The organism is Streptomyces sp. NPDC003284 (assembly GCF_053589675.1).
On sequence record NZ_JBSFSI010000030.1, the window covers coordinates 1 to 24430 of the forward strand.

General features: G+C 73.9%; 14 protein-coding genes. 7 read left to right on the top strand and 7 right to left on the bottom strand.

Annotated features, from left to right (window positions below; genetic code table 11):
• The 3 genes from ACWDYF_RS35290 to ACWDYF_RS35300 form a co-directional block, all read right to left on the bottom strand.
• The coding region (locus tag ACWDYF_RS35290; protein ID WP_451584321.1) for an amino acid adenylation domain-containing protein at nt 1–8900 on the bottom strand (8900 nt) is incomplete at its 3' end.
• Nucleotides 8901–9109: 209 nt separating this feature from the next.
• A complete protein-coding gene (entS, locus tag ACWDYF_RS35295) occupies nt 9110–10423 on the bottom strand; it encodes an enterobactin transporter EntS (protein ID WP_389472752.1) in 1314 nt (437 codons plus the stop codon).
• On the bottom strand, nt 10416–10682 hold the full coding sequence (locus ACWDYF_RS35300; protein ID WP_018566026.1) for a phosphopantetheine-binding protein: 267 nt from the start codon (nt 10680–10682) through the stop codon (nt 10416–10418). Before ACWDYF_RS35300 ends, entS begins: the two co-directional genes overlap by 8 nt.
• Before the next feature lie 149 nt (nt 10683–10831).
• On the opposite strand from ACWDYF_RS35300, the gene ACWDYF_RS35305 reads away from it, so the two are divergent.
• Nucleotides 10832–11335: a GNAT family N-acetyltransferase gene (locus ACWDYF_RS35305; protein WP_389472749.1), complete on the top strand. Its 504-nt coding sequence runs from the start codon at nt 10832–10834 to the stop codon at nt 11333–11335.
• A 24-nt stretch (nt 11336–11359) separates the two neighbouring features.
• Here the strand turns inward: ACWDYF_RS35305 and ACWDYF_RS35310 are convergent, their stop codons facing one another.
• Together ACWDYF_RS35310 and ACWDYF_RS35315 are read right to left on the bottom strand one after the other, a co-directional pair.
• The gene (locus tag ACWDYF_RS35310) at nt 11360–11569 is read right to left on the bottom strand and encodes an MbtH family protein (protein WP_018566024.1); all 210 of its coding nucleotides are present in this window, start codon (nt 11567–11569) and stop codon (nt 11360–11362) included.
• Nucleotides 11570–11869: 300 nt separating this feature from the next.
• Nucleotides 11870–12649, bottom strand: a complete 780-nt coding sequence (locus tag ACWDYF_RS35315; RefSeq protein ID WP_451584322.1) for an AraC family transcriptional regulator — start codon at nt 12647–12649, stop codon at nt 11870–11872.
• Between the two features lie 102 nt (nt 12650–12751).
• On the opposite strand from ACWDYF_RS35315, the gene ACWDYF_RS35320 reads away from it, so the two are divergent.
• From ACWDYF_RS35320 to ACWDYF_RS35345, 6 genes are all read left to right on the top strand, one after another.
• Nucleotides 12752–13798, top strand: coding sequence for a FecCD family ABC transporter permease (locus ACWDYF_RS35320; protein WP_026252239.1), 1047 nt, complete (start codon nt 12752–12754; stop codon nt 13796–13798).
• Nucleotides 13798–14877 carry a FecCD family ABC transporter permease gene (locus tag ACWDYF_RS35325; RefSeq protein WP_381744631.1) on the top strand — a complete coding sequence of 360 codons (1080 nt, stop codon included), beginning with the start codon at nt 13798–13800 and terminating at the stop codon, nt 14875–14877. Before ACWDYF_RS35320 ends, ACWDYF_RS35325 begins: the two co-directional genes overlap by 1 nt.
• Nucleotides 14874–15707 carry an ABC transporter ATP-binding protein gene (locus tag ACWDYF_RS35330; protein ID WP_018566020.1) on the top strand — a complete coding sequence of 278 codons (834 nt, stop codon included), beginning with the start codon at nt 14874–14876 and terminating at the stop codon, nt 15705–15707. The genes ACWDYF_RS35325 and ACWDYF_RS35330 overlap by 4 nt, the downstream gene beginning before the upstream one ends.
• Nucleotides 15704–16750, top strand: coding sequence for an ABC transporter substrate-binding protein (locus ACWDYF_RS35335; protein WP_389472741.1), 1047 nt, complete (start codon nt 15704–15706; stop codon nt 16748–16750). Before ACWDYF_RS35330 ends, ACWDYF_RS35335 begins: the two co-directional genes overlap by 4 nt.
• A gap of 170 nt (nt 16751–16920) precedes the next feature.
• On the top strand, nt 16921–18765 hold the full coding sequence (locus ACWDYF_RS35340; RefSeq protein ID WP_389472736.1) for an SIP domain-containing protein: 1845 nt from the start codon (nt 16921–16923) through the stop codon (nt 18763–18765).
• A 178-nt stretch (nt 18766–18943) separates the two neighbouring features.
• Nucleotides 18944–19624, top strand: a complete 681-nt coding sequence (locus tag ACWDYF_RS35345) for a class I SAM-dependent methyltransferase (RefSeq protein WP_389472807.1) — start codon at nt 18944–18946, stop codon at nt 19622–19624.
• Between the two features lie 390 nt (nt 19625–20014).
• Here ACWDYF_RS35345 and ACWDYF_RS35350 read toward each other — a convergent pair whose 3' ends face one another.
• Both ACWDYF_RS35350 and ACWDYF_RS35355 read right to left on the bottom strand, forming a co-directional pair.
• Nucleotides 20015–21928: a DUF2264 domain-containing protein gene (locus ACWDYF_RS35350; protein ID WP_389472732.1), complete on the bottom strand. Its 1914-nt coding sequence runs from the start codon at nt 21926–21928 to the stop codon at nt 20015–20017.
• An 84-nt stretch (nt 21929–22012) separates the two neighbouring features.
• Nucleotides 22013–24409, bottom strand: a complete 2397-nt coding sequence (locus tag ACWDYF_RS35355; protein WP_389472729.1) for a polysaccharide lyase 8 family protein — start codon at nt 24407–24409, stop codon at nt 22013–22015.
• Between the last annotated feature and the right edge of the window lie 21 nt (nt 24410–24430).

Sequence of the window (24430 nt, forward strand, 5' to 3'; positions counted from 1 at the left end):
CCGTGGGGGTCGGCGGTGAAGCGTTCGGCGGTGAGGGCGGGTTGGGTGAGGTAGCCGCGGGCGAGTTGGGTGCCTGCGAGGTAGAGCTCGCCGGGGACGCCGACGGGGGCAGGCTGGAGGTGGGGGTCGAGGACGTAGACGCGGGTGTTCCGGACGGGTGTTCCGATGGGTATGGAGTGGTGGCTGTTGTCGGTGGGGCGGGCTGGGGCGCGGGTGACGTCCACGGCTGCCTCGGTCGGGCCGTACAGGTTCTCCAGCGCGATCCGCAGCTCGCCCGCCGAGGCGTGGAAGCGGGCCGCCAGTTCGGTCGGCAGGGCCTCCCCGCTGCACACGACCAGCCGCAGACTCGGGCATGTGCTCAGGTCGGTGTCGGCCAGGAACGCGGCGAGCATCGACGGGACGAAGTGGCAGACGGTGACGGCCTGTTCGCGGATGAGCCCGGCCAGGTAGTGCGGGTCCTTGTGGCCCTCGGGCCGTGCGATCACGAGGGTGCTGCCGAAGGCGAGCGGCCAGAACAGCTCCCACACCGACACGTCGAAGGTGGTGGGTGTCTTGAGCAGTACCCGGTCCGCTGCCGTGAGCTGATAGGTGTCCTGCATCCACTGGAGGCGGTTGACGATGGCGGCGTGCTCGATGAGGACGCCCTTGGGGCGTCCGGTGGATCCGGAGGTGAAGAGCACATAGGCGGGGTGGGAGGGCAGCAGAGGTGCACGGCGGTCGGCGTCCGTGACCGTGTCCGCCGCCAGCCCCGCCAGCTCCTGGGCCACGGCGGGCGTGTCGAGGAGTACCGCGCCGGGCCGGAGGCGTTCGGGGAGTGTGTCGAGTGAGGGCTGGTCCGTGATGACGCATGCCGGTGCGGCGGTGTCGGTCATGTAGGTGAGCCGGTCGGCGGGCAGAGCCGGGTCCAGTGGCAGGTAGGCGCCTCCCGCGCGTACGACGGCGTGCAGGGCGACGAGGAGATCGACGGAGCGGGGGAGGGCGACGGCGACGACGGACTCGGGGCCGACGCCCCGGCCGATGAGCAGCCGGGCCAGCCGGTTGACCCGCTCCTCGAAGACTCCCCGGCTGACCGGCGTCCCTTCATGCACGAGCGCGACGGCCTCGGGATCGTGGACGCCGTCCGCCACCAGGGCGGCGAGGGTGGCCGGACCGTCCAGGGCGCGCGCGGTGTCGTTCCAGTCGTGGAGCACCCGTGCCCGCTCGCCCGCGTCCAGCAGTTCCAGCTGAGCCAGGGAGACGTCCGGCGCGGCCACCACGCGCTCCAGCAGCCGTACCAGCCGGGACAGCAGCCGTTCGGCGCCGGAACGCTCGAACAGGTCGAGGGCGTAACGGACCCCGCAGGTCAGCACCGGACCGTCGGCGCCCGGCAGCCGCCGGAAGAGAATCTCCAGGTCGAACTTGGCCGCACCGGCGCGGACCGGGAACTCCGCCGTGTCCGTGCCCAGCAGCCGGCTGTGGTCCGGGCCGCCGCCCTCGTAGGCCACCATCGTCTGGAAGAGGGGGTGGCGGGCGAGCGTGCGGTGCGGGTCGAGGGCCTCCACCATGCGGTCGAAGGGCAGGTCGGCGTGGTCCAGGGCGGCCAGGTCGGTCGCCCGCACCCGGGCCAGCAGATCCGTGAAGCTCGGGTCACCGGAGAGGTCGGTACGGAGCACGAGGGTGTTGACGAAGAAGCCGACGAGGTCGTCCAGCGCGGTGTCGGTGCGTCCGGCGACCGGGGTGCCGAGGGGGATGTCGTCACCGGCGCCGAGCCGGTGCAGCAGGGCGGCGACCGCCGCGTGCACCACCATGAACATGGTCGCCCCGGAGTCCGCCGCGAGCCGTTCCAGCCCGGTCAGCACCTCCTCGGACAGCTCCACGGTCAGGGTGCCGCCCCGGTGGGAGGGGACGGCGGGGCGCGGCCGGTCGGTGGGGAGCGTGAGTTCCTCCGGCGCCCCGGCGAGGGCCTGGCGCCAGTACGCGGTCTGGTGTGCGGCTGGTGAGGCGGTGTCGTCGGGGTCGCCGAGGAGGTCGCGCTGCCAGAGTGCGAAGTCGGCGTACTGGAGGGGGAGTTCGGGGTATTCGGGGGCGGTGCCGGTGAGTCGGGCGCGGTAGGCGGTGTCGAGGTCGGCCAGCAGGGGGCCGGTCGACCACTCGTCGGTGGCGATGTGGTGCAGCAGCACGACCAGCACATGATCGTCGTCCGCCACGTCGAGCAGCGTCACCCGCAGCGGCAGACCGGCGGTCAGGTCGAAGGTGCCGGTGGCGGCGGTCTCCACCGCCTGCTCCAGATCCGCCGCGGCGACCGCGCGCACCGCGAACGGCACCCGGCACTCCCCGGGGGCCGGCACCCGCTGGTACGGCTCCCCGTCGATCTCGGTGAACACCGTGCGCAGCACCTCGTGCCGGGCCACCACGTCGGCGAGGGCCGCCTCCAGCGCCCGTACGTCGACGGCGCCGCGCAGCCGCAGCGCGACCGGGACGGTGTAGGTGTCGCTCGGGCCCTCCACCTGGTGCAGGAACCACAGCCGGCGCTGCGCGTACGACACCGGCACCGGTGTGGGACGCTCGGCGGTCCGGGACGGCGCCGGACGGGCGGCGGCCGACCGTTCGGCGAGCCGGGCGGCGAGCGATCCGACCGTGCGGGTCTCGAAGACGTCCCGCACCGAGCAGGCGGTGCCCCCGTCGCGGACCAGGGCGGCGACCCGGGTGGCGAGCAGCGAGTGCCCGCCGAGGGCGAAGAAGTCGTCGTCGGCGCCGACGGCGGACACGCCGAGGACCTCGGTGAACACGGCGGCGAGCCGTTCCTCCACCGGCCCGCGCGGGGGCCGGGAGGGCTCGGCCGCGGCGAGCACCGGGGCGGGGAGCGCGGCGCGGTCCAGCTTGCCGTTGACGTTCGTCGGCAGTACCTCCAGCGGCACGACGGCCGCCGGAACCATGTACTCGGGCAGCTCGGCCGCCAGATCGCGGCGGAGTGCGGCGGGCTCCGCCGTACCGGTCACGTAGGCGACCAGGCGGGGCACCCCGGGGGTGTCCTCGCGGACCACGACCGCGGCCGAGGCGACACCGGGGCGGGCCGTCAACGCCTGCTCGATCTCGCCGAGTTCGATGCGGAAGCCCCGCAGCTTGACCTGGTCGTCGGCGCGTCCGAGGAATTCCAGCAGGCCGTCCGGCCGCCGTCTGGCGAGATCGCCCGTGCGGTACATGCGGGTGCCGGGCGGGCCGTAGGGGTCGGCGACGAACCGCTCGGCGGTCAGACCGTGGCGTCCCAGATAGCCGCGCGCGTGCTGCGCACCCGACAGGTACAGCTCGCCCACCACCCCGGGCGGCACCGGGCGCAGCCGCGCGTCCAGCACCTGGGCACGGGTGTTGTCCAGGGGGCGGCCGACGACCGGGGTGGCGCTGTCGGTGACCCGGGCCATGAGCGCGTCCACCGTGAACTCGGTCGGACCGTAGTAGTTGACGGTCTCCACCCCCGCAACCGCGGCCAGCTCCGTCCACAGCGCGGGCGGCACCGCCTCGCCGCCGAGCAGGAACAGCGGCGGCCGCCAGCTGCCGGTGAGCAGTCCGGCGTCGAGCAGCTGACGGGCGTAGGACGGGGTGACGTCCAGGGTGTCGATGCGGTGCTCGCGGACATGGGCGACCACGGCGTCCGCGTCCCGGCGGCCGAACTCGTCCAGGATGTGCAGCTCGTGCCCGGCGACCAGCCACAGCAACTGCTCCCAGGAGGAGTCGAAGGCGAACGACGCCGTGTGCAGTGCCCGCACCCGCCGGCCCAGCCGCTCGGCGACCGGCCGGTACAGGGCGCGCTCGTGGTCCCGGTACAGGTTCGTCAGCCCGGCGTGGTGCAGTCCGACGCCCTTGGGGCGGCCGGTCGAGCCCGAGGTGTAGATGACGTACGCGAGGTGGCCGGGACCGGCCGGGCGGGGAGCGGGCAGGTCCATGGCCGTGCCGAGGCGGGCCGTGAACGCGGGCTCGTCCAGCAGCAGCCGTGCCACGCCGGGCAGTTCGGGCACCGACGCGGCGACGGCCGCGGACGTCAGTACGCACACCGGTGCCGCGTCCCGGAGCATGAACTCCAGCCGGTGCGCCGGATGGTCCAGGTCCAGCGGAAGGTAGGCGCCGCCCGCGCGCAGGACGGCGAAGGCGGCCACCACCGCGTCGGCCGAGCGGGGCAGCGCAAGCGCCACCACGGTGTCCGGGCCGACGCCCTCGGCGGCCAGTGTCCGTGCCAGCCGTTCCACCCGGTCGTCCAGGACGGCGAAGCTGAGCCGGTCCGCGCCGCAGACCAGCGCCGTCGCCTCGGGGGTGTGGGCCGACCGCTGGGCGAGCAGTTCCACCACGGTCTCCACCGGCACCGGGCGGGCGGTGGCGTTGCACTCCGCGAAGCGCTCGCGCTCGGTGGCGTCGAGCAGGTCGTACCCGGAGACGGGGAGCGCGGGATCGGCGACCGCCTGTGCGAGCAGGCGCAGGAGGCGGTCCGCCAGCCGTTCGGCCGTGGGCCGGTCGAAGAGGTCGGCGGCGAAGAACAGCTCCAGGTCGATGGCGTCCGCGTGTGCCGTGTCGGAGAAGGTGAAGTCGAGGTCGAACTTGGTGGTGCCGGGGTCGATCCGGTCCACGCGGGTGTCCCGGCCGAACAGGCGGCGCACGTCCTGGGTGACCGTGCTGTGCGAGACCATCGTCTGGAAGAGGGGGTGCCGGGCCAGGCCGCGACGCGGGTTGACGGCTTCGACGACCGTGTCGAAGGGCAGGTCGGCGTGGTCCAGTGCGGTGAGGTCGGTGGCCCGGACCCGCTGGAGCAGGTCGGCGAAGGTGGGGTCGCCGCTCAGGTCGGTGCGCAGGACCAGGGTGTTGACGAAGAAGCCGACGAGGTCGTCCAGCGCGGTGTCGGTGCGTCCGGCGACCGGGGTGCCGAGGGGGATGTCGTCACCGGCGCCGAGCCGGTGCAGCAGGGCGGCGACCGCCGCGTGCACCACCATGAACACACTGGTGCCGCTCTCCCGCGCCAATCCGCGGATACGGGAGGCGAGTTCGGCGGGAAGCGCGCGGTGCACCATGCCGCCCGCCTGGCCGGGCTCGGCCGGACGCGGCCGGTCGGCGGGCAGCGCCAGCTCCTCGGGCAGACCCGTCAGCACCGCACGCCAGTGGTCCGCCTGCCGGGCGGTCGGCGAGTCGTCGGCGCCGTCGAGCAGGGCGCGCTGCCAGAGCGCGAAGTCCGCGTACTGGACGGGGAGTTCCGGGAACTCGGGTGCGGTCCCCGTGGTCCGCGCCGCGTAGGCCGTCTCCAGGTCGCGCAGGAAGGGGCCCATGGACCACTCGTCGCTCGCGATGTGGTGCAGCAGCACCACCAGCGCCTGCCGCCCGGTCGCCGGGTCGTGGAGCAGCGTGACCCGGACGGGCGGCTCGGCCGCCAGGTCGAAGAGGTGCCCGAGGGCCCGCTCACGCTCCGCGTCGAAGCGGGCCTCGGACGTCTCCACGACGCGCAGCCGCACGCCCGCCTCCCCGGGGGAGAGGATCCGCTGGTACGGCTCCCCGCCCGCCTCCGCGAACACGGTGCGCAGCGTCTCGTGCCGGGCCACGACGTCACCCAGCGCCGCGTCCAGGGGGCCCGGATCCAGGGGCTCGGTGAAGCGGGCCGCGAACGGGATGCTGTAGGCGGCGCTCGGGCCCTGCATCTGGTGCAGGAACCACAGCCGCCGCTGGGCGTGCGACAGGGGCAGCCGCTCCGGGCGGGCGGCGGCCGTCAGCGGCGGGAGCGCGGAGCCGTCCCGTCCGGCCAGCCGCTCGGCCAGCGCCGCGGCCGTACGCGCCTCGAACACGTCACGGATGCCGCACTCGGTGCCCAGCGCGCCGCGCACCCGGGCGATCACCCGGGCGGCGAGCAGCGAGTGCCCGCCGAGGGTGAAGAAGTCGTCGTCCGGGCCCACCGACGGCAGGCCGAGCACATCCGCGAGGATCCCGGTCAGGATCTCCTCCCGGGCACCACGCGGCGCCCGCGCCCCGGCCGTGGTCAGCCCGGACAGGTCGGGGGCGGGCAGCGCGCGCCGGTCGACCTTGCCGTTGGCGGTCAGCGGGAAGGCGTCCAGGACCACCACGGCCGAGGGCACCATGTACTCCGGCAGCCGGGCGGCCGTCAGCTCCCGCAGGGCGACCGGGTCCGGCACCCGGCCCTCGCCCGCCGGGACGACGTACGCGACGAGATGCTGTGTGCCGGGCACGTCCTCACGGACCACGGCCACCGCACGGCCCACGGACTCCGCCGCGCCCAGCACGCTCTCGATCTCGCCGAGTTCGATGCGGAAGCCGCGCAGCTTGACCTGGTCGTCGGCCCGGCCGACGTACTCGATCCGGCCGTCCGCGCGGCGCCGCACCAGGTCGCCGGTGCGGTACATGCGGGTGCCGGGCGATCCGTAGGGGTCGGCGACGAACCGCTCGGCGGTCAGCCCGTGGCGGCCCAGATAGCCGCGCGCGAGCTGGGCACCGGCCAGGTACAGCTCCCCGGGCCGCCCGTTCGGGGTGTGCCGCAGGGAACCGTCGAGGACATGGGCGCGGGTGTTCCAGAACGGGGTGCCGATGTCGGGTGTGCCCGTGTGGCCGGGGGAGAGGGTGGCGGAGGTGGCCCAGACGGTCGCCTCGGTCGGGCCGTAGACGTTGGTGACCCTCCTGGCGGTCCGGGCCAGCCGCTCGGCCAGGTCCGCGGGGACCGCCTCGCCGCCGACCAGCACGGACGTGCCGACCAGGGACGCCGGGGCCCCCTCGGCGAGCAGCGCCTGCCACAGCGACGGGGTCGCCTGCATCACCGCCGGCCGGTGGGCGTCCACCAGGGCCGAGAGGGCGGCCGGGTCGCGCACGGTGTCCCGGTCGGCGAGGACCACGGTGGCGCCGCTGATCAGCGGCACCCACAGCTCCAGCGCCGCGATGTCGAAGGAGACCGTGGTGACCGCGACCAGGGTGTCACCGGGGCAGAGGGCCAGCTCGTGCGCCTGCATGCGCAGGAAGTTGGCGAGCGCCGAGTGCGGCACCACCACGCCCTTGGGGCGTCCGGTGGAGCCGGAGGTGTGGATGACGTACGCGGGGTGCGCGCCGTCCGGCGGGCCGAGCCGCTCGGTGTCGGCGACCGGGTGCGCGGGCAGGGCCGCGAGGGCGGCCAGGGTGTCGGGAGCGTCCAGGACGACGGTCTCGGTGCCCGGCACGTCCGGCGCCGAGGGGGCGGCGGCCAGAGTGGTCAGCACACACACCGGGCGGGCGTCGCGGACCATGTGGTCCAGCCGGTCGGCCGGGTAGTCCAGGTCCAGGGGCAGATAGGCGCCGCCCGTCCGCAGCACCGCCAGCAGGGCCACCAGCAGGTCCGCGGTGCGCGGCAGCGCGATGCCGACGTAGGACTCGGGCCCGGCACCGCGCGCGATCAGCAGCCGGGCGATCCGGTTCGCGCGCTCGTCCAGCTCCGCGTAGGTCAGTTCGCGGCCGTCCGCGACGACGGCGGTCCGCGCGGGGTGCGCCGCTGCCTGCGCGGCGACCGCGTCCACGACCGTGCCCGGCTCCACCTCCCTGGCGGTGGCCTCGGCCGCGTCCCGCAGGGCGCGCCGGGTCCAGCCGTCCACCAGCTCGGGCGCGCTCACCGGGGTGCCGGGTCCGCCGGCCGAGAGTTCGGCCAGGAAGCGGTTGAACTCGGCGCCGCGCGCGGCGAGTTCCTCCGCGTCGTAGGCGAGCGGGTTGGCGTCCAGCTCGAAGCGTATGTGTCCGTCGGCCGCGTCGTGGTACAGGCCGAGGGTGAGATCGTGGACGGGTCCGGCGGCGATGTTGTGCGCGGTGCCGGGCGCGCCCGCGAAGTCCAGGGCGTAGTCGAACGCCTTGATGTTCACCATCGGGCCGAGCAGCCCCTGCTCCCGGCCGACGAGTCCGAGGTCGCGCCGGATGTCCTCGGCCCGGTAGCGCTGGTGGGCGCGGAGTTCGCGGACCAGCCGGGCGGTCCCGGCCGTCAGCTCGCCGATGGCCGTGCCGGGCCGTACCGGGACGCGCAGCGGCAGTACGTTCACCACCATCGCCGGCACCCACAGGGCCGCCGAGCCCAGCCGGGACATGGCGGGCAGGGACAGCAGCACGTCCCGGGAGCCGGTGGAGCGGTGCAGGAACGCGGCGAACGCCGCCGTCACCGTGTCCGCCCAACTCGCCCGTGCCGCCCGGCCGATGGCGTGCAGCCCGGCGGTCGCCTCGGGGGTGAGCACGGCGCCGTCGCGCAGGAAGGTCTGCGAGGCCGGGTGCGCGGCACCGGCCAGCAGTTCCGGTTCGGGCCGGTCGGCGAGCCGCGACGACCAGAACTCCCGGTCGGCGACGGCCTGTCCGGAATCCCGGTAGGTCTGTTCCTCGGCGAGCACGTCGGCCAGCGGGCGGAACGGCGTGGGCTCGGGCTCCTCGCCCCGGACCAGGGCGGTGTACACCTGGGCGACGCGCCGGGAGACCAGGGAGAAGGCGTAGGCGTCGAGCGCGATGTGGTGGGCGCGCTGGTACCACAGGGCCCGGTTCGGGCCGACCAGGTGCAGCGCGTACGCGAACAGCGGTCCGGTGGCCGGGTCCACGGGACGGCCCATGTCGGAGCGCATCAGCTCCAGCGCGGCCGCGTCCGGATCGGTGGCGTCCCGGTGGTCCACCACCCGCAGCGCCGGGCCGTCCAGCGCGGCGCCGTGCGGGGCGAGGAACTGCCAGGGCTCGCCCGCCCCGTCCTCCTCGAACCGCACCGTGAGCGCCTCGCACTCCCGGACCGTGCGGCACACGGCCGCCTCGAAGGCGGCGACCTCGACCGGACCGTTGATCTCCACGTACTGCCCGACGTTGTAGACCGGGGAGTCGGGGGCCAGCCGCTGGCCGTACCAGACGCCGGTCTGGGCTCCCGTGAGGGGGAGTCGCCGCTGGGCACGCTCGGTCATGGGTCTCGCTCCAGGGTGGGGCGCGGCACGATGGGGCATCGTCCGCAGGGGAGGGGCAGGAGTCGGGGCGCCGCGGTGGACGCGCGGCGCGGCGGAACGGACGGGAGGGCCCGCAGGCTCTTCCGCCCGGGTGGGGTGTCGGTGTCGGTGTCGGTCGGTCCGGTGACGGGGACGGCGGCCGGGGGCTCTGCCGGTGACGGCCGGGGGACTCAGCCGACGACGGTCGGTGCGTCCCGGCCGGGACCGGTGCCGGACGGGCCTTCGAGGGCGTCCGCCCCGGCCTCGTCCTCGTCGCGGGGGAGGGTGGCCCGGCGCAGTCCCGGGACCAGGACGGCGGCCAGGACGGCGGCGACCGCGCACACCGCGCCGTTGACGACGGCGGCACCGGCCGGGTTGAACCAGCGTGCCACCAGGGCGACTTCGACGTCCCCGAGCACGTTGCCGGTGGTGCCCTGCGCGGTGACGACGCTGACCACGCGTCCGCGCAGCCGGTCCGGGGTGTGGTGCTGGACCAGGGCGTACTCGAGGATCTCGTACACCGTGCCGGCGGCGCCGCCGACGGCCAGCATGAGGACGGCGATCCAGACGCTGTGGCTCAGGCCGAAACCGATGGTGGCCAGGCCGCCGGTGAGCGCGGCGGTGAGCAGCAGCCGTCCGGGCCGCCCGTGCCGGGTGACCCAGCCGCTGGTGGCGGAGACCAGGACGGCGCCCACGGCCGGGGCGGTGTAGAGCAGACCAAGGATCACGTCGCCGCCGCCGAAGCGGGTGGCGACCAGCGCCGGGAAGAGCACCACCGGAAGGTTGAACAGCACGGTGATCCCGCCCAGGCCCAGCAGCGCCCCCACCACGCGGTTGCGCAGCGCGAACCGGAAGGCCACGAGGGGGGAGCCGCCGTCCTCGCCGTCTTCGCCGTCCTCGTCCGCCACCGGTGGCAGGGGGCGTACGCGCAGGATGAGCAGGGCGGTCACGGCGGTGGTGACGGCGGTGAACGTGAACACCGGCCCGGGGCCCCCGGCGGCGAGCAGCACACCGCCGAGGAGCGGGGCGCAGATGGAGCCGATCTCACCGGTGAGGGAGATCAGCGCACCGGCCGCCGGGAGCTGGTCCGGGCGGACCAGGGTGGGCGCCACCGCCATCAGGGCGGTGACACTCACTCCGGTGGCCAGTCCGTCCAGGGCGACACACCCGTAGATCCCCCACAGGCTGGGGTCGGCCAGGAACGCGTTGACCGCGAGGCCCGCGAAGGCCGCAGCGGCGCCCGCGCGCGCCCGCAGGATGAGCCTCCTGCGGTCCGTGCGGTCGGCCATCCAGCCGCCCCACAGCGAGCCCAGCAGCACCGTCACGCTCATGACCATGCTGGCGACGGCGACGCTGAAGGTCGACTCGGTGAGGTCGTACACCTGCGCGGACAGGGCGACGGTCGCCATGCCCAGGCCGAACAGGGACACCACCCGGGCGACGAAGATGGCCCGGAAGTCCCTGCTGGTGCGCAGGGGTTCGACGTCGACCAAGAGGTCACGCACCCGCACGGGGCGCTCCTGCGGGGGCGAGGAGCGTGGCCCAGTCGGCGAGGGTCGGGCGCTGGGCGAGTTCGGCGAAGCCGACCTCGGCGCCCTGCGCCCGCCAGCCCTCGACGAGCGTCATCATCCGGACCGAGTCCAGGCCCTGGTCGAACACGTTCTCGTCGACGGCGACCTCCTCGGCCTCGACGTAGAGGAGCTCGGCGAGGTCGTCGCGGAGGCGGTCGAGGGTGAAGGGCTGCGGCCCGGAAGTGTCGGTCATGGTGCTTCCTCTCCTGATCAGTGATGGCGCGTTCTGGTTAGGTAAGGCTTACCTAACAATCTATTCTTGGCCCGGTCAAGTCGGTCCGTCCCCGCCCCGGTTGCGGCCGGTGCCGGCGAAACCCCCCGAGTGAAAGAGCCGATGACACGGTGACTCCTCCCCCCGCGCTCCGTCCCGCGCAGACCGCGCTCCGCCCCCCGCACCCGGTGGTGGTGCGCGCGGCCGGACCCGGCGACGTGGCCGCCCTGTACCGCCTCTCGCGCGCGTTCGCCCGTACGGGAGAACTGCGCGCGCGCTCCGCGACCGAGTACGCGCGCGACACGGGCGACTTCCTGATCGCCGAGTCCGCCGCGGGCGGGGTCGAGGGATGTGTGGGGCTCGGCCGCGGCCGGGGGGCGGCGGCCCGTACCGCGGTCGTCTACAACTTCTGTGTGGCGGCGGCCAGTCAGGGCCGGGGTGTCGGTACGGCCCTGCTGGGAGCGCTGCTCGCCGAGGCGGCGGCCCGCTCGGTCGGCACGGTCTTCACCGCGACCAGCGGCGGGGCCGCCCTCTTCCTGCGGCACGGCTTCACCGTGGTGGACCCCGCCACCGCGGCCTGGCCGGCCGGCCTCGATCCCCGCCCGGGGTCGAGCGTGCTGAGCCTGCGGCTCTGACCCGGCGGGGCGGGGTGGTCCGGCTCAGGACCGCCCGGCCAGGCTCGCCGGGCGCATGTCGGTCCAGTGCTCGTCCACGTAGGAGAGGCACTCCTGCCGGGAGTCCTCGCCGTGGACCACGGTCCAGCCCGCGGGAACCTCGGCGAAGGCCGGCCACAGGGAGTGCTGGTTCTCGTCGTTGACCAGGACCAGGTAGCGGGCGTCGTCGTCCTCGAAGGGGTTGGTGGCGGCCATGGGTGATCTCCTCGTGGGGATGGTGGTGTCGTGTGCGCGGGAGAGAGGGCGCGGCCGGCCGGGTTCGGATGGCCGGTGCGGCGGCACCGGCGGTCTCCGCCGGGTCGTGCACAGGCCGCACACAAGATTCTTACTTAGGTAAGGCTGGCCTAACATTTCCCAAGTTCGGAGAGGTGTCAAGCCCCGTCCCGGCGGTGTGACGTGCGTCCCGAAGGAGCTGTTGCGTGCTCAACTTCTGGCCGTGTTCGGGGAGATCGCGGGCGCGCCGCGGCACGGCGGCGCACCCCGCGCACGCGGACGCTACCCGACGACGGGCGCCGTCCGCTCCCGGACGTACGCGCCCGGCGTACGGTCGAAATGGCGCCGGAACGCCAGGATGAAGCCGTTCGCGCTGACGAAGCCGACCCGGGTCGCCACGGCCCCCACCTGGTGCCCTTCGGCGAGCAGGGACAGGGAGCGGTTGAGCCGCGCCCGGGTGCGCCACTCCGAGAAGGACAGGCCGGTCTCCACCCGGAACGCCCTGCGCAGACTGGTCGAGCTGGTGTACAGCGCCTCGGCCCACTCCGTCGCCGTCCGCTGGTCGCCCGGGTCGCGCAGCAGCGCCACGGCCACCGCGCGGGCCGCCGTGCTCACGGGGCGGGGCAGGGGCAGCCGCCGCTCGTCGCCCGCCAGTTCGGCGAAGAGCGCGGTGTCCCCGGGGGTCGCTCCCGAACTGCGCATGCGGGCCAGCAGCAGCCGTCTCCTGGCCTCTCCGACGGGCACGACCGACGCACGTGTGTAGGGCAGCCGGTAGCGCTCGGCCTCGAAGCTCTCGCTGACCACCAGCGAGTCGGGGTCGAAGCGCGCGCTGTGCGGCACACCCGCCGGCATCCACAGCCCCACCGCCGGAGACAGCACATGGTCCGCGTCCCGCACCGTCACCACGATCCGGCCCAGGGGGACGTACAGGAACTGGTGGAAGTCATGCACGTGTACGGGGTGCCCCTCCGTCGTGATGCACATGTCGTCCGCGTGCTGCGCCGACTTCGTCCGAACCGCGCTCTGTGTCACGAGATCCCCCAGGTGTGCGGGGCCGGGCATACGACCCCTGGATTCGAGGCCTGTGCCTCTGCGTTGTATCGACGCCAGGCAAGGTAAGGGTAACCTAACTTGCCGTACGACTCGTGAGGAGCGGAAGAAATCATGACAACCACGTCCCCGCCGGTGGCGACGTCGCCACCACCGGCCAGGACCCGCTTCTCCCGGGGCGCCGCCTGCATGCTGCTGGCGGCGGTCGCGGTCGCGGCGACCCTGATCGCGAGCATCGGACTGGGCTCACGCCACATCTCCCCGCTCGACATCGTGCACATCCTGCTCCACCCGAACGGCGACCTGTACAACTCCCATGTGCTGTGGACCGAACGCATACCGCGGACCTTCCTCGGGCTGCTCGTCGGCGCGGCGCTGGGCGCCTCCGGACTGATCATGCAGGCGCTGACCATGAACCCGCTGTCCGAACCCGGCCTCCTCGGCATCGAGCAGGGCGCGGCCATGGCCGTCGTCGTCGGCATCCTCTACTTCGGGGTCACCGACCTCCGCGGCTACTTCTGGACGGCGCTGATCGGCGCCGCGCTCAGCGCCGTACTGGTCTACCTCATCGGCACCCGCACCAACACCGGCAGCTCCACCATCGGCCTGATCCTGGCCGGGGTCGCCCTGGCCGCCGTGATGTCCTCACTGATCACGCTGATGGTCGTGCGCGACGACGCCGCCTACGCCCATCTGCGGTTCTGGTCGGTCGGCCAACTCACCGGCCGCGCCGCCGTACTGGACGACGTACTGCCGTTCGCCGCCGCCGGACTGCTGCTCGCCCTGCCCCTCGGCCGCACCCTCAACGTCCTCAGCCTCGGCGACGAGACCGCCCGCGGACTCGGCGTCCCCGTCGAACGCGCCCGCCTCGCCGCCGCCGCCGTGGCCGTCCTGCTGTGCGCCGCCGCCACCGCCGCCACCGGCCCCGTCGCCTTCGTCGGACTCGTCGCCCCGCACTGCGCCCGCATGCTCGTCGGCCCCGACCACCGCTGGTCGCTCCCGCTGTCCATGGCCCTCGGCGCCGTCCTGCTCACCGGCGCCGACACCGCGGGACGGCTCGTCATCGACCACGGCGAGATCCAGGTCGGCGTCATGACCGCGGTCGTCGGCACCCCCTTCTTCGTGTGGCTCGCCCGCCGCCGCAACCTGGTACGGGTGTGATGGCGACCGCGATCCGCGACATACCGTCCGCACCCACCGTCCCCCCGCAGGCCACCGCCGCCCGGCTGCGCGCCCGGCGCCGCGCGCACAACCGCAGGACCGCCGTGGTCACCGCCGTGCTCGTCGTGTTCCTGCTCGGCTTCACCACCGCCTCCGTCCTGCTCGGCGGGGTCGCCCACATCGCCGCCGCCGACGTCCTGCCCGCCGCCCTCGGCCTGCGCACCGGACTCGCCGACTACCTCATCTTCCAGCTGCGCATGCCCCGCGCCCTGGCCGCGCTGCTGTCCGGCGCCCTGTTCGGGCTCGCCGGTGCCCTCTACCAGCGGATCGTCCGCAACCCGCTGGCCACCCCGGACATCGTCGGCATCTCGGCGGGCGCCGGGGCGGGTGCCGCCACCGTGCTGCTGCTCGCCCCCGCCGCCTTCACCTCCGGGCCGCCGCTCGCCGCGCTGGCCGGGGCCTTCACCCTGCTCGGCGCCGTGTACGCGCTCAGCCACCGGGGCGGCGTGGACACCTACCGGCTGGTGCTGGTCGGCATCGGACTGAGCGCCGTGTGCACCGCCTACACCAACTACCTCTTCACCATCGCCGACCAGAACGACCTCGCCGTGGTGATGCGCTGGCTGATCGGCAGCACCAACGGCGCCGACTGGCAGGGCGTGCGCACCCTCGCCCTCGGTCTCGTCGGCTGCCTGGTCTGCACCGCCCTGCTGTACCGGCCGCTGTCCGGGATGGCACTGGGCGACCAGCTCGCCACCGGTCTCGGCACCCGGGTCCGGCCGGCCCGCGCCGCCGCCCTGCTGGTCGGCGCCGCCGCCGCGGCCCTGGCCACCAGCGTCGTCGGACCCATCGGCTTCGTGTCGCTGATCAGCGGCCCCATCGCGGGCCGGCTGGTCGGCGGCGACCGAGCCCTCGTCCTCGCCCCGCTGGTCGGCGCGGTCCTCGTCGTCGGCGCCGACGTCCTCGCCCAGAACGCACCCCTGATCAGCCCGGTGCCCACCGGGGTCCTCACCGCGCTGCTCGGCGCGCCCTACTTCGTCTGGCTGATCCTTCGGCGCAGGCACGGAGCCGTCTCGTGAACGAACAGACCCTCACCACCGGCCCGCACACGCTCCAGGCGCGCGGCATCACCGCCGGATACGGCGACGCCCCCGTCATCGAGGAACTGTCGCTCACCGTCGAGACCGGACGCGTCACCGCCCTCGTCGGCCCCAACGCCTGCGGCAAGTCGACCCTGTTGAAGTCCGTCGCCCGGCTGCTGCCCGTCAGCCAGGGCTCGGTGCTGCTCGACGGCGCCGACATCCACTCCCTGCGCACCCGGGAAGTGGCCCGCCGGCTCGGCATCCTGCCGCAGTCCCCGATCGCACCCGAGTCCATCACCGTCGGCGACCTGGTGTGGCGCGGCCGCCACCCGCACCGCCGGTTCGGGCAGCGCCGCACCGACGCCGACGACCTGCTGATCGCCGAGGCGCTGACGGCCACCGGCACCGCCGAGCTGATCGACCGCCCGGTCGACGCCCTCTCCGGCGGCCAGCGCCAGCGCGTGTGGATCGCCCTCGCCCTCGCCCAGGACACCCCGACCCTGCTGCTCGACGAGCCCACCACCTATCTGGACATCGCGCACCAGATCGAGGTGATGGACCTGCTGGCCGACCTGAACGAACGCACCGGCAAGACCATCGTCCTCGTCTCCCACGACCTCAACCAGGCGGCCCTGTACGCGCACACGATCGTCGCCATGCGCGACGGACGGATCGTGCGCCAGGGCCCGCCGGCAGATGTGCTCGACGAACGCACCGTGGCCGAGGTCTTCGGCCTGGACTGCGTCGTCGTGCCCCACCCCCGCACCGACCGGCCCCAGATCTTCCCGCTGGGCAGCCGCCATCTCATCCAGGAGAACAGAACGTGAACCGCCTGACCAGAGCGGCCGGCCGCCGCGGCGCCGTACGCACCCTCCTCGCCGTCGCCACGGCCCTGGCCCTCGCCACCGGCTGCTCCGGATCCGGGGACGACAAGGCCGACTCGAAGCCCGCGGCCACCGCCGCCGGTTCCGCGGCCTTCCCCGTCAAGCTCACCAACGCCTGGGGCACCACCGAGGTCGCCAAGAAGCCGGTCCGGGTCGCCACCGTCTCCGACGGCGACACCGACATCGCCCTCGCCCTCGGCATCGTCCCGGTGATCACCCCGGACGCCGAGGACGGCGGTCCCGTCCCCGAGTACAAGCAGCAGGCCATCGACAAGCTCGGCAAGACCAAGCTCAAGACGTACGACGACACCGACGGCACCGACTACGAGGCCGTCGCCGAAGCCGCCCCGGACATCATCCTCGGCGTCAACACCTGGGCGATGAACACCGATTACGCCAAGCTCAAGCCCATCGCTCCCGTCGTCACCTACGCCGACAAGAAGGACGCCGACACCCTCACCTGGCAGGAGCGGCTGAAGACCGCCGCCAAGGCGCTCGGCATGACCGACAAGGCCGAACAGATCATCGCCGCCAACGAGAAGGCGTTCACCGACGCGGCCGCGGCCCACCCCGAGTTCAAGGGCAGGACGTACACCTACGCGGTCGTCCACCCCGAGCAGATCACCTACGCCTCCTACGCCGACCAGGATCCCGGCGTCTTCGAGGGACTCGGCCTGACCAAGGCGCCCAACGCCAAGAAGTACAGCGCCGACAAGAACGCCGTCAGCCTGGAGAACCTCGACGAACTGGAGGCCGACGTCCTGCTCATCACCTACCCGTTCGGCGACAACGGACTGGTGTCCGCCTCCGAACTGGAGAAGAACAAGCTCTTCGCGTCCCTGAAGGTGGTCAAGGGCAAGCACTACGCCGTTGTGCCGTCCGAGAACACCCTCGCCTCCGCCGTCGCCTACCCCGACGCGCTCAGCTCGCCCTGGGTCGCGCAGAAGCTGACGCCGATCCTGGCCGACGCCGTCGCCGGCAAGTAGCACCCACGCCACCCGTCACCCGTCACCCGTCACCCGCCACCGCCGTCCGCCGGACCGCGCCCGCACCGGTGGCCGGACCCCGCCCGGGACCCGGCCACCGGCGGGTGCCACGCCACCGGCCGCACCACACCCCGCCCCCACGGGAACGCCCGTGGTACGAAGGAGCCCGCATGCCCACCCGCAGCCCCCGTTCGGTCGCCACCTTCCCCATCGTGCTCAGGGAACTGACCGTGCTGCGCGCCGAGAACATCACCCCGGGAATGCGCCGCCTCACCCTCGGCGGAGAACAGCTCCGCACCTTCACCCGCGACGGCCTCACCCTGCCCGAGCTGCGCACCGAGGGCTTCGACGACCACGTCAAGTTCTTCTTCACCGACGAGGACGGGCGCCTGGTGCTGCCCCGGCAGAACGTCAGCAGCCTGGACTGGCCCGCCGACGGCCGTCCGGTCTCCAAGGACTACACACCGGTGCGCTTCGACCCCGACGCCGGAGAGATCGACTTCGACTTCGTCCGGCACGAGGGCGGCATCGCCTCCGGCTGGGCCGAACACGTCAAGCCCGGCGAGAGCGCCTGGATCGCCGGACCCAAGATGTCCCACAGCCACCCCGAGGGCGCCGACTGGCTGCTCATCGCCGGTGACGAGACCGCACTGCCCGCCATCGGCCGCTGGCTCGCGGAGATGCCCGAGGGCACCCGGGCCAAGGTCTTCGTCGAGATCGGCGAGGACAGCCACCGCCAGGAACTGCCCACCCGCGCCGACGCCGACATCGTCTGGCTCTCCCGCGACGGCGCCCCCGCCGGCACCACCGGCCTGCTGGAGCAGGCGGTCCGGGACACCGAGTGGCTGCCCGGCACCGTCTTCGCCTGGGTGGCGGGCGAGGCCGTCACCCTCAAGGGCATTCGCCGCCATCTGGTGACGGAACGTCAAGTGCCGCGCGAGCAACTGGACATCACCGGATACTGGCGGCGTACCGAGCCCACCGCACCCGGCGTCCCGGCGGCCGAGGAGGACGAGGAGGACGACGCCCACGAGCGGCTGCACGAACTGACCGACCTCGCCCCCGGCTACGCCATCCGCGCCGCCGTCACCCTCGGCGTCTTCGAACTCGTCGCCTCCGGCGTCCGCGACCCCCGCCGACTGGCCGCCCGCACCGCCACCGACCCCGCCACCCTCACCGCACTGCTCGCCTACCTCGCCTCCCTCGACGTCCTCGCCGACGACGGAGCGGGCGGCTACCGGCTGGCCCCGGTCGGCGAGGAACTCGTCGACGACGACCACTCCGCCTACGAGTACCACCTGGGCGGCGCCCAGGCCGCGCTCGACGCCTCCTTCAGCGGACTCCTGCACACCCTGCGCACCGGCGAGGCCGGCTACCGCACCCACGACGGCCGGACCCTGGCCGGTGCGATGACCGACGACCCCCGCCTGGCCGGCACCGCGCGCGCGGCCGTCGAGGACCACGCCCGCTGGGTCGCCCCCGGCGTCGTCGGCGCCCACGACTGGGCCGCGGTGCCCGTGCTGACCGCGACCGGACACGGCTCGGCCACCGTCGTCAACGCCCTCGCCAAGGCGTTCCCCCGGCTGCGCGCCCGGATCGTCGCCATGCCCTCCGCCCTGCGGGTGCTGCGTGAGGAACTGCTCGACACCGATGTGCTGCCGCGCGTCGAACTCGTCCCGCGTGCTTCCGGCGTACCCGAGGGCGCTCAGACTCTGCTGATGTGCAGGCAGTTGGAGTGGCTGCCGGACGACGACGCCGTACAGGTCCTCGCCGAGACCGGTGCCGGACTGGCCGCCGACGGCACACTGGTCCTGGTGGAACAGGTGGCACCGGCCGACGCCGACGACATCGACGCCGTCGTGCACCACCTGCGTCTCAAGTGCGCCTTCGGCTCGGGCGTCCGGGACGCGGAACACGTCGCCCGCCTCGCCGAGCGCGCGGGACTGACGGTGCGCACCTGCCGGGACATCGGCTGGGACCACCGCCTGTGGGTCATCTCCCCGGCGCGGGACTGACACCCGGGGACGGCGGATATTCGCTGGACACCACGCAGGGGCAGCGGCAAGCGTGGGAGGCATGCAGCAGGCAGAGCAGGCAGAGCAGGCAGAGCAGGCAGAGCAGGCAGAGCAGGCAGAGCAGGCAGAGCTCTGGGACGAGGACACCGCGCAGAGCTACGACACACCCGGTACCGGCATGTTCGCGCCGGAGGTCCTGGGACCGGCCGTCGAGTTCCTGGCCCGGCTCGCGGGGGACGGGCCGGCGGTCGAGTTCGCCATCGGCACCGGCCGGGTGGCCGTCCCGCTCGCGGAGCGGGGAGTCCCGGTCACCGGCATCGAACTGTCACGGCCGATGGCGGAGCGGCTGCGCGCCAAGGCGGACGAGGCGACGATCCCGGTGGTCATCGGTGACATGGCGACGACCGTCGTACCGGGGGAGCACACCCTCGTCTACCTCGTCTACAACACGATCTCCAACCTGCTCACCCAGGCCGAGCAGGTCGAGTGCTTCCGCAACGCCGCCCGCCATCTCGCACCCGGCGGGCGGTTCGTGGTCGAACTGTGGGTGCCCGAGCTGCGCAAGCTCCCCCCGGGCCAGGCCGCCACCGTCTGGCAGTCCGAGCCCGGCTACATCGGCCTGGACACCTACGACACCCTGCGGCAGCGGGTCGTCTCGCACCACTTCCGCTTCGACGGGACCCGGCAGGCGCGGCTGGCCCGCAGCCCCCACCGCTACATCTGGCCGGCCGAACTCGACCTCATGGCCCAACTGGCCGGCCTCGAACCGGAAGCCCGGTACGCGGACTGGACAGGAGCCGAGTTCACCGCCGAGTCACGGTCCCATGTCTCCGTGTACCGGCTCCCGGAGCCGAGCTAGCAACCGCGCCCGCGCCCTGCCGATCGGCCGGGTCGGCCGCCGCGACTGCACGCATCGTCGAGAAGGGCCGCACGCGCTGCACACGCCCGGCGCCCGGTTGTGCCTAGGCTCCCTTGCTGAGTCCGGGCGGGGGATCAGGCCACCCGCCCCCCGTCGAGAGGAGACCGGTGATTCGCCGTCTCGCCACCGTTGTCATCGCTGTCGCTCTGCCGCTGATCGCCGCCACCGATGCATTCGCGGGCGCGGTCCTGAACTGCCCGTGACGCAGTGACCCGGTCCCGGTGACCGGCCGGCCGGAGGGCGCCCCGAGGGCATAGGGGCGCCCTTTGACGTGTACGGCACGGACGATGCCGGGGCGGAGGAGAGGCCCCGTCCCCGCCCCGCGCACCCTCAGACCGTCACCGTCTCGCCGTCCGGGAACGTGACCGTCACCAGCCCGTCGTCCCCGCGCACGCACCGGACCGACTCGCGCAGGACCCAGGGGTGCACGACGTCACGGGTCAGCACCACCAGGGTCACATGGACGCTCTCCCCGCCCGGGTGGCGCACGGCGCGCAGGTACGGCGTCGCGGAGTGGGGACCACAGGCGTTCGCCTCGGCCTCGCGCGCGACGCCCGCCTCCTCGTCCCAGCCGTACAGCGCGGCCACGGCACTGGTCAGCCCCGACTCCGTACGGGCCAGCGCCCAGCCGGGTCCCTGCTCCGCCTGCGGGCGTACGCCGTCGGCGACCGCGTACCCGCCCTCGCGCACCGTCACGCCCTCGGGCGCCCGCACCCGGTGCACGCGCAGCTCCCACGGACCGTGCAGCACACTGGTCGACTCGATCGGGAACTCCTCCTCGCGATCGGGGAGTTGTGCGAGGTGGCGGGACGACGCCCGGCGTCCCGCGCAGGCCAGCGGGACGATGCGGCGGCGCCGCGAGGGGGTGCCGTCGGCGGTGAGCAGCGCGATGTGGTTGTCGACCGTGCGGGCCCAGGCGTGCGGCGCGGACTCCGGCGCGGTGGCCGTCGAATAGGCGAGCTTGGCGTAGTGGGGATCGTCGCTCCCCGCTCCGTCCGGCGGGTTGTGGTCGCTGCCGTGGTTGACCAGGCGCACGACTCCGTCGTGCGGGGTGCCGTGCAGCAGCCAGCCCGGCGCGGGCAGTGCGGTGTACTGCGTGGACTGCTCGACCGGGAGCGGGAGTTCACGGTCCGTCCACACCGGATGGTCGGCGGGCAGCAGCAGGCCGAGGAATCCCTTGCTCGCCCAGTACGGCGACGCGGGCCCCGAGTACGCCTGCGTCGCGGGCAGGAACGTGCCGTACCAGCCCAGCGGGAGCAGCCCCCGCTCGTCCGGCACCCCGCGCTCGGCGAAGTGCCGGGCCGCACCCGAGGCGAGGCGCCGGGTCAGGCCCGGGGCGAGCGGGGTGCAGTCGGCGAGCGCGCCCAGCCACACCGGCGCCGTCGCCGCGACGCGGTACGTCAGCGACCGGCCCTGGTGCACCGGCGCGCCGTCCGCACCGAAGAACTGCGGGTAGGTGGTGAGGAACTGGGCCAGCCGCTCCCGGTACACGGCGCCGCGCCCGCCGTCCCCGTCCGGTCCCGCCATGCGGGCCCACAGGAGCGGGTACAAGTGCATCGCCCAGCCGATGTAGTAGTCGAAGTTGCGGCCGTCGCCGTCCGTGTACCAGCCGTCGCCGACGTACCAGTCCTCGATCCGGTCCAGCCCGGCGTCGATGTCCTCCTGGCTGTACGGCGCGCCGACCGAGGCGAGGAACTGCTCCGACACCACCTGGAAGAGGCGCCAGTTGTTGTCCCAGGTCCGGGCGCCGACGAATCCGGAGAACCAGTCGACGACCCGCTCCTGCACCCGGGAGTCGAGCCGGTCCCAGATCCAGGGGCGGGTCTCGTGCAGGGCGAGCGCGACCGAGGCGGCCTCCACCATCTGCTGGGAGCAGTCGGTGAGCACCGGCCAGGCCTCGTCGCTGTCACGGTCCGTGCCCGTTGTCAGACCCTGCGTGTACCTTTCGATGAGATGGGAGACGGCCGTGGGATCAGCGCCCTCGCGGTTGTCCTCGCCGCCCGCGCCCGCGATCCGGAAGGAGGCCAGCAGAAATGTCCGAGCGAACCCTTCGAGGCCGTCGGAGACGACCCCGGACCAACTGGCCCGGCCCGGCAGCCGGTACTGCGCGAAGCCCGGAGTGGCGTACGGCAGCAGGGCCGCGAGCTGCCGGTCGGCCAGGGCCTCCCAGTGCGCCCGCGTCCAGCCGGTCAGGGGGGAGCGGACACGGTCGGTGGGCGGGAGGGGGAAGTGCGGGGCGGGCATGGCGGTTCGCTGACTCCTTCGTCGGACGCTGTGCGATACGGGTGGCCGGGAGTGGCGGGGCAGGGGGGGCCGAGGGTACCGGTCTCACCGGAGCCGGGCCGTGTGGGTATGACCCCGTGAGCCGCCCACGCGGACGGTGAGCACGGGGCGGCGGCCCGGCACCACGGACACGGTGTCGTCGGCGTGGACCACCTTGCGCACGGCGAAGGGCAGCCGGACCGTCAGCTCCGTCGCCGTACGGCCCGGATCGGCCACCGCCACCGTCACGTCCCCGCCACGGCGGCACACCAGGACGGTGCCGGGGCCGTCGGTGCCGAGCCCGTCGACCGAACCCGCCGCCCAGAAGTGCGCCGCGAGCAGGCCGTGGCGGGGTGCGGCGACGGCCTGGACGGTGGCGTCGTTGGCGAGCACGCGCGCCGGGCGGGAGCGGGACCAGGCCAGGGTCGCGGCGGCACTCGCGCGCGGCAGCAGGACATAGGAGTAGGAAGCGGAGGCGGGGGAGGGCCCGTGGTCGAACCAGAGAGTGGCGTAGCGGCGCGTGACCGGGGTGGTGCTGCCCGCCGTGTCCGCACCGGTGTTGAGGGCGCTCCATGTGCCGGTGCGTTCCTCCCGCAGCGCGCGCAGCGGCCCGCCGGAGGGGAAGACGTACCCGCCCGTGCCCTCCAGATGGGCCCAGCGGGCGTCGTCCAGCGCGGCCGACCACCCCTGCCGCGAGGACTGCCGGTGTCCGTCGACGACGAGCCGGGGCGCGCCCTGGGCATGCAGGTTCCGGTTCTCGACGACGGTCTCGACGGTCCTGCCGTCGCTCGCCGTGATCCCGGCGCCGAGGGCGACGACCGCGTTGTCCAGGAAGAACCACGCCTTCTTGGCCCGCAGCGTCGATCCGTCCGCGATCAGCTCCATCGCGGCGGCACCGAGGCGGGCGTCGAGCACCGCACCGCCCGCGACCGCGTTCTGCGGGCGGAAGGTGCCGGTCCCGCCGCCGGTCCCGAGATCGGCCCGGACCCGGGTGTCCACCGTCGTCCCCGGCAGCCGGTACGGGTCGACGGTGGGCCAGAAGGCGTCACCGAAGACGTCCGTGTCGTCGCCGTCGTACAGGTACGTCATGCCGTCGCCGGTGTACCAGCCGTGCAGGTTCTCGCCGTTGCCCGCCTCGTAGGCGGCGATGCGCCGCGACGACAGCGACAGCGCGCACGCCCACGACCGGCGCCGGTGCACCACCCGGTCCATGTCGGCGAAGACGAAGTGCCCGTCGGGGCGGTCGGCGGGCCGCACGGTCCGATCGCCGAGGACGGCCTTCGCACGGGCCAGGTCCGGGATCCCGACGAGCGTCCGGTACGGCGTCCTCGTGTTGCGCAGGATCCAGCCCTTGGCCGCGGCACGCCAGCGGTCCGCGTACGCGTCCGGTGCCCCCTCGGCGAGCTGGAGGATGTGCGCGACCGCGGCGGCCCCGTCGACATGGTCCCGCGCGCGCTCGCGGGAGACGGCGCGGCCGCGCACCGCGTCCATCATCACGCCGTCGAACAGGAGCGGCTCGAAGGAGCGCTCCACGGCCTCGTACAGCACCTCGACCGCCGGGTCGGTGACGGCCCAGTCGGAACCGGCGAGCAGCGCGATCAGCTGACCGGCGCCCCCGAGCAGGACACTGCCGTACGTGCCCGTGTACGCGACGTCCGAGTGCTGCACGAACGAGCCGTCCCGGTAGAAGCCGTCGCCCGAGGTGACGTACTGGAACAGGCTGTTCTTCCCGTTGTCCCGGACGTCCGACAGGCCGTCGCGGGCCAGGGCGAGCGCGGCGGGGTCGCCCGCGAGCAGCCCGCGCAGCGCGACGATGACGGCCTTGTCGGTGCGGTTGGCGCCCGTCTCGGCGAGCGTGGGGGAGTTGGTGCGGCGGTCCGGGTCGGGGACGAAACGGGCCACCGTCGCCACATAGGCGTCGCGGTCCTGCGCGGGCAGTTCCGCGCGCAGCAGGACACAGACGTCCATCAGCGCGCGGGGCGCCCCGATCTCCCAGAACCACCAGTTGCCGGTCTCGCGGCGGGAGGCGTTGTAGCCGGTGGTGTGCAGGAAGCGGAGCGCGTCGAGGAGGCCGTCGCGCACCGCCGCCTGCCCGGTGAGCGAGGTGCCGGGCGTGGCCCACGCGGTCGCGATCGTGCGCAGCCGCGGGTAGCTCTGGCCGAACATGCCCGGATCGGAGGCCGGGGACAGGTCCGCCCACAGCGCGGTGCGGCCCGCGGAGGTGTCGAGCTGCCGCCACCAGGCGGCGGCCTGGGTGTCCAGGGCGGTGAGCGCGGCGGCGAAGTCCGGGTCCGCCGGGTCGAAGGCGCCGCCGGTCAGCTGCTGCGCGGCGCGTGCGAGCAGCGGCTCGTACGGGTCGTCGCCGGATGCGGCGGCGGCGCTCGCACCGCCCGCGCGGGCGACGAGTCCGGCGGCGGCGCCCGCCGAGGCGAGCGCGAGGGTCTGGCGTCTGCTCAGTTCCATGGCGGATCTCTTCCTGCGGGA

Bases quoted from the DNA above. Each gene is read 5' to 3' on its own strand.
- ACWDYF_RS35300 (WP_018566026.1), bottom strand. From the start codon at position 10,682: ATGACCGACACTTCCGGGCCGCAGCCCTTCACCCTCGACCGCCTCCGC.
- ACWDYF_RS35310 (WP_018566024.1), bottom strand. From the start codon at position 11,569: ATGGCCGCCACCAACCCCTTCGAGGACGACGACGCCCGCTACCTGGTC.
- ACWDYF_RS35315 (WP_451584322.1), bottom strand. From the start codon at position 12,649: ATGCCCGGCCCCGCACACCTGGGGGATCTCGTGACACAGAGCGCGGTT.
- ACWDYF_RS35320 (WP_026252239.1), top strand. From the start codon at position 12,752: ATGACAACCACGTCCCCGCCGGTGGCGACGTCGCCACCACCGGCCAGG.
- ACWDYF_RS35325 (WP_381744631.1), top strand. From the start codon at position 13,798: ATGGCGACCGCGATCCGCGACATACCGTCCGCACCCACCGTCCCCCCG.
- ACWDYF_RS35340 (WP_389472736.1), top strand. From the start codon at position 16,921: ATGCCCACCCGCAGCCCCCGTTCGGTCGCCACCTTCCCCATCGTGCTC.
- ACWDYF_RS35345 (WP_389472807.1), top strand. From the start codon at position 18,944: ATGTTCGCGCCGGAGGTCCTGGGACCGGCCGTCGAGTTCCTGGCCCGG.
- ACWDYF_RS35350 (WP_389472732.1), bottom strand. From the start codon at position 21,928: ATGCCCGCCCCGCACTTCCCCCTCCCGCCCACCGACCGTGTCCGCTCC.
- ACWDYF_RS35355 (WP_389472729.1), bottom strand. From the start codon at position 24,409: ATGGAACTGAGCAGACGCCAGACCCTCGCGCTCGCCTCGGCGGGCGCC.